Genomic DNA, 6,076 nt, shown 5'->3' on the forward strand with positions numbered 1-6,076 from the left:
GCTACCTCGCCGGACTCCATCTCCGCGCCTCCATGATCTGGATCAAGGACCTCGCGCGGACCATCCATTGATCACAACTGGATACAGGCCCTAGCGCTCTCCGCCGTGGAATCCTTGTGCAACGCCGATTCGAGCCAACGTTGCCCCACCGACGCCAGGGTCTCTTTCCCCGCCTGCGGGTCGATGTACTGACCCCGCTGCAAGTCGGCCTGTATCGCAGACGCCCGGTTGTTCGCGTCCGTCTTCTTGTGGAAGTGCTCCTTGCGCTGCTTCCCGTCCGCGTCCCGGTACCGCACCTGCCACTGCTTCCCCGTGCCGTGAATAGCGGCCGGATACAGAGGCTTGGTCTTGGTGGAGTGCTGGCAGGGTTCGTGCGCCGCCTTGAACGCTTCTGACGGCCGTGACGGATGCCACCGGTCGTAGACCGATGCCGTACCTGATGTGCCCATTGATCTTGTCTTTCTCGCGCGTCGCTGGTGTAGCAGCGCCTCTTGCTCCCCCGTGTTTCACCGGGGCCCCGAGCGGGCTCTCTGGCGCGCGTTCTTCCTGTTCAACGAGTGTACGTGTACCGGACGGCCTCCTAGGCCCTCAGCGCCCCCTCCGACAGCCACCTGTCCAGGTCTGCGACCCGGTACCGGACCGCTCTCTTCCCCGCCTTCACAAAGGGCGGCCCCTCACCCCGGCACCGCCAGTTCGCCAGAGTAGAAACAGCGACCCCCATGTATTCGGCAGCCTGCCCCGGTGTCATTAAAGATCCTGAAGTATCCATGCCCTCACCTTCCCCGCCATGGCGGACATGGCAGCCACCTTTCGTACACTTCTTCCGGCTCATGTCCGATCCGGTTCCGTCCGGTTCCCGGTCACCGGACTACCCGTTACCGGACGCGGCACTCGCCCGTCGTTACCCGATACCCCCTCTAAAGAGGGGGGTAACGGGGGTAACGAGTAACGTCGGACTCGCCAAAGTGCCCTGACCTGCGATTTTGGCACGTTACCCGCGTTACCATTCACGTTACCCGACCGAATGGTAACGGGTAACGGGTAACGTTTCGGGTAACGAAATAGTGGTAGTCACGGCGACTCTGGAATGACCCCCGAAACAAGGCAAGAGAATACATAGGCACGAAAGAAATGTAACAGAGAATAATCAAGGCCCCGGAAAGCGCAAGAATGCAGGTCAGGGGTATGAGCAGTGTCTTTGGAGTATGAATTCGATAGATGGGATATGCTCAGATGTCTTGTCCGATCACCTTCGATTCCATGATTATTAAGCACATATCCCCACGAGATCAGGGCATATTTGATACTGAATCTGCGATATCCGCAGCACTCGCGGTATTTGACCTTCGATTACGGGGGATCTTGGTCTGTTCTGACTGTGAATCAAAGGATCTTCGAGGTTTCTGACTTCGAGTAATGTGATGTGTTGTCAGCGAATCGATGTGACCTATACGTGACCCCGTCAGATTGAAACCCCTTGAAAGTCGAGGTCAGAGCGCTGTTGTGGCAGTAGTGCTCCAACTGCTGGTCACATTCGCAGACGCTTGAATGATCAAAGAGGTTGAGAGAGTGGGGTCGGGAAGGGTCGGGTGGGGTGTGGGTGGCGGAAGGGGCTAAGAGGAAGGGAGTAGATGGTGGATGGTCATGGTTGTGTTGGTGATTGATGGATGAATCGATCGATGTTGGAAATGGTTTTGTTTGTGAAAGATATTTCATTTATTTGTTTGTTTCTGAAGATTTTTCGGATTCAGAAAAACGCAAAAGATTTTCTGCGAAGGATCTTTATCTGTGGGAATCAGGTATGGCCCGACACCCCTTGGATTTTTGAGGTGATTTCGGAATGGGACTCCTGTGTGATCGTGGGCGGTGACACCCAATTACAAGAAAATTCATAAAAGCCATATTCCGGCATATTCTGCTATAATGATCATGTGTAGTTGATTAGCTCTAAAGGGCTTATACATAAAGGGAAGTTCGAGAGCTTTCCTTTCAAGTGGGGCATTCTCTCGGCCTGGTTTCTGTAGTCACCGGGCCTTTCGGAGGATGCCCCTTTTTGCTTTTGTTTAAGGATGGTTTTTCTGTGAGCAAGAAGAGTTATTTCTATGGCTCTGTGGCGGGCACTTCGCCGGAGGGCATCGCGTTCGACGCGAACGGGCTCCCCGTGGGGTACCAGGCTGCGCCGGAACGGTGGGGCCGCATCAAGCGGTGCGGGCTCTGCCGCAGGTACAAGCCGCAGAGCCTGTACACGGCGTCGGAGTGGCTGAACCACGGGTACTGCCAGGTGTGCCGACGTGCGGACAACAGGCTGCGCAAGGCGGCCAAGCGGGCTGAGAGACGCGGCTTAGCGGGTGGTGGCGTATGAGTACGCGAATCCGCCGCTACGACGGTGATGAGGGGCTGCCCTGTGGGGTGTGCGGGCTGCGCTTGGCCCTGAAGTACTACAGTGGCCCGGAAGGGGCTCAGGGGGGCTCTCAGCGGGTCTGTGACATGTGCGCGGGTCTGGAGCACATCTGAGTAAACGATGGGGGACCGCACGACCCACACCCTTGGCCGGCTCAGGCCGGTGAATCTTCCGCGATCTAGTCGAGGTAGTCGCGCAGTATGGATGGGTGAGCGCTGTGCTTGACCTGCGGAGACGCAGGGTCAGCCGTGAGCGGAGCAGCCGAAATATCCTGGACTCACGACTTCCGCCCCCGACTGAGCCGATAGATGCCGTAGGTGATCCCGAGGATGACGTCTATGGCCGCCCACAGGACGATGATCAGGCCGACACCGATCGCCGTTCCGACGTCTCCGGCATCCCGGCACAGTTCGAGCGCATCGCCCGTCAGTCCCTCACAGGAGGGATCGCCGCTGGTAGCGCTGACACCCGCAATGATCCAGATCAAGAACAACACCTGTACCGCAAGGAAGAACCAAAGGAAGATCCTGTGAGGCTTCCTCTCTTTCGCCTCACGGGCGGGAGGTGGAGGGCCGTCAGGGCGGGGTCCCCACTGCGGGGGCTGCGGAGTCGGGGTACCAGTCATCAGCACACCTCCTCAACGCGCGAGGCAGGCACCAACCGATTTGAGTGCGCTATCCAGATTACGCCGCGCAGGTCCCGTACTCGCGCTCGGGGCTCTCCGCGCCCCGCTCCACTGCTGTTGGACGCGGTCCTCAACACCCCCACAAGATTCTTTAGGTCGGCCAAGTTGGCGGTCGCCCAGTTGGCCAAGACGACCTAGGTCCTGTCTGGAGTTTGATCATGAATGTGGTGCGATGCTGCGGAGCCAGAGCATCGCACCGCACAGGTGGAGTCCGGCCTCGTAGCTCTGCGGGGTCTTGTCGAAGCGGGTCGCTATGCCGCGCCAGTTCCGCAGGCGGTTGATGCACCGCTCCACGGTGTTGCGTTCGGTGTACAAGTCCACGTCGTGGCTGACGGGGCGGCCGCCGCGCGAGCCGCGCTTCTTGCGGTTGGCGGCCTGGTCCACCTTCTCCGGGATCACCCCCCGGATCCCCCGTTTCCGCAGGTAGCGGCGGTTGCGGCGGGAGGAGTACGCCTTGTCGGCGGCCACCGCGTCCGGCCGGGTCTTCGGACGTCCGACCGGCCCGCGTACCTTGATCCGCTCCAGGACCGGGACGAACTGCGGGCTGTCGCCGGCCTGTCCGGGCGTGAGGACGAACGCCAGCGGGCGGCAGCGCCGGTCGGCCGCCAGGTGGATCTTGCTGGTCAACCCGCCCCGGGAACGCCCCAGCTCAGCGGCCTTCAAGCGGGCGCGGTGCCGTCGGCGGATCCGGCGCCGTTCGGCTCGCTCGCCATTGTCGGATTGCCCCTCTCGCGGCTCTTGTTCCTTCGATGAGCCCCCTTTTCGGACTCGACGGCCGCTTCCAGGGCTGCCAACTGCTCCGCTTCGAGGATCATCCCGGCGGCGTGGTGGTGGGCCCGGGACGTCGCGGAGTCCACGCTGACCAGGCCCATGTCGGTCTCCCCGCGAGCGGCTGCCTCGGCGATCACCGCCTCCATCAGCTGCTGGAAAGTGCCCTGCCCCACCCAGATGCGGAAGCGGTCGTAGGTGCTCTGCCAGGGCCCGAACTCGCTCGGCAGGTCGCGCCAGGGGCTGCCGGTGCGGAACCGCCACATCACCGCATTGAAGTGTTTCCGCAGGTCAGGGATGGGCCCGACCGCGGCGATCGGGAGATGGGGCTCGATCAGGGCCCATTGCTCGTCGGTGAGATCGCCTCGCGCCATGACCGACGATCTATCAAGACCGGGCCGCGGTGCGCAGGCGATCCACCGAATCGTGATCCGAATTCCAGACAGGACCTAGCCTCGATCGTTCATGAGTCCCCGTCAGCTTGCTGACGGGGACGTTGTGTCTGTGGGGTGGGGTCTTTTCGGGGTTGGGGCAGGCTGAGGGCCCGGCTCTCGCGTCGGGTGGGCGCCGGGTTCCACTTCGCCGGTGGGGGTGGTGCGGGTTGTCGGGACGGTCGGAGTCGCTGGTCAGCCGGGGTTCGGGAGGGTGTGGAGCCTGTCGATCGCGTGGGTGATGACGTCGGTCCAGGGCCATCGGGCGGTGAAGCGGAGCCAGCGGCGGCGTCCGGTGTTCACGAGCTGGGCGGCGGCGGAGAACAGGCGCATGCGGAGCTTCTTGGGTTCCCAGCGGCGGGTGTCTACGGTCAGGGCGAGCATCGGCATCCAGGCGAGCAGGTCGAGCGCGAGGGAGACGATCTCCAGCCAGATCCGGTTCTGGGCGGTCTCGTGCAGGGGCAGGTTGCGCAGTCCGGTGTCACGGGCGTTTCGGATGCGGTCCTCACAGCGGGCCCGTCTGCGGTGGCGCAGTTCGAGGTCGGCGAGCTGGCCGCCCTTGGTGTTGGTCGCGAAGCAGGTCAGCCGCAGCCCGTCGAGGTCGGTGAAGCGCAACTGGGCGCCGGGGTGCGGGCGTTCCTTCCTGACGATCAGGCGCATGCCCTTGGGCCAGGTGCTCAGGTCGGGCATGTCGGTGATCTCCGCGACCCAGGCGCCGGGCCGCTCGGTGCCGCCGGCGTCGTAGGCCGGCGTCCACGCCTTCTTCGGGATCTTCAGCACGGCCTGGTGGAGGGTGTCGGTGATGGTCATTCCGACGGAATACGACAGCCACCGGCCCCGGCGGGAGAGCCAGTCGAGGAAGGCGTGAGTGCCGCCGCCGGAATCGGTGCGGATCAGTGTCTGCCGGCCCCGCCGCAGGTGTTTCGGCAGTTGGGCCAGGGCGAGTTGGGCGGTCTCGATGTGGTCGGCGGCGGTGTTGGAGCCCGCGTTGCCGGGCCGCAGCAGGGCGGCCACCGGCTCTCCGGACCCCATCTGGCCGTGATCGACGAACGCGACGAGGGGATGGTGCCCATAGGTTTTCTTCCAGGTCGCGGTGGCGTCCTGCTTGTCGGAGTGGGCAAGGACGAGCACTCCGTCGATGTCTACGATCACCTGGCCGTCGGCGGCCGGACTGCTCGCACCCGCCAAGTCCCAGATACGCCCGCGTACTTCCGAGCGCGCGGCCCGGATCGCCGCGAGGGCCTTGGGGCCGGACGCGGCGAGAGAGTCAATAAGACGGGAGACGGTCGGATCGGAGGCCACCGGGCCGAACACGCCCGGCTCGGCCCGCAGCATGCCAACGTCGGCCAGGCAGTCCCCGCCGAGCGCGACGGCCAGGGCCACATCCAGCAGGATCTTGCCCGGATCGTGCACCGCCCGCGGCTTGCGCCACGGCGTCAGCGCCGCCGATATCGCGGTGTCCAGCCCGGACTTGCGGACCGTCTCGACCAGCAGCACCGACCCGGCCTGCGAGACCACCCCACGGCCGCCGCCCTCGACACGGACACGCGGATACAACCCGCTACGCTTCTTCACCTGGAGAGTGCTTCTTTCCTCGCAGCTGACAGGACCCTCGACAAGTCCCATCGTTGCAGGTCAGCAGCACTCTCCGCTTATTTGATCAAGACCCGGACAACCCCACTCGCGAAAGCGCGAGGCTAGGGCGTGTATCGGAAGTGGATCTTGAGGTGGGATGATCTTGTGTTGTGGCACGTGGAGATCTGACGGATACGCAGTGGGCTCGCCTGAAGC

At 63.2% G+C, this 6,076-nt stretch carries 5 protein-coding genes; all 5 read right to left on the reverse strand.

Features of this window, described 5'->3' with window-relative positions:
* Positions 1-71: 71 nt before the first annotated feature.
* A complete protein-coding gene (locus ACGF2Y_RS36440) occupies positions 72-449 on the reverse strand; it encodes a hypothetical protein (protein ID WP_392956354.1) in 378 nt (125 codons plus the stop codon).
* Positions 450-580: 131 nt separating this feature from the next.
* The gene (locus ACGF2Y_RS36445; RefSeq protein WP_392956356.1) at positions 581-832 is read right to left on the reverse strand and encodes a helix-turn-helix transcriptional regulator; all 252 of its coding nucleotides are present in this window, start codon (positions 830-832) and stop codon (positions 581-583) included.
* Positions 833-2,678: 1,846 nt separating this feature from the next.
* Positions 2,679-2,888: a hypothetical protein gene (locus ACGF2Y_RS36450; RefSeq protein WP_392956358.1), complete on the reverse strand. Its 210-nt coding sequence runs from the start codon at positions 2,886-2,888 to the stop codon at positions 2,679-2,681.
* Between the two features lie 354 nt (positions 2,889-3,242).
* Positions 3,243-4,228, reverse strand: a protein-coding gene (locus ACGF2Y_RS36455) for an IS5 family transposase (protein WP_392956361.1) whose coding sequence is annotated in 2 segments (ribosomal slippage) — positions 3,243-3,806 and positions 3,809-4,228 — 984 coding nt in all. Because the reading frame shifts where the segments join, the coding sequence is not laid out codon by codon here.
* A gap of 252 nt (positions 4,229-4,480) precedes the next feature.
* Positions 4,481-5,860, reverse strand: a complete 1,380-nt coding sequence (locus ACGF2Y_RS36460; protein WP_392956363.1) for an IS1380 family transposase — start codon at positions 5,858-5,860, stop codon at positions 4,481-4,483.
* Positions 5,861-6,076 lie beyond the last annotated feature (216 nt).

It is taken from the genome of Streptomyces sp. NPDC048142, assembly GCF_043202835.1.
Taxonomy (GTDB): Bacteria; Actinomycetota; Actinomycetes; order Streptomycetales; family Streptomycetaceae; genus Streptomyces.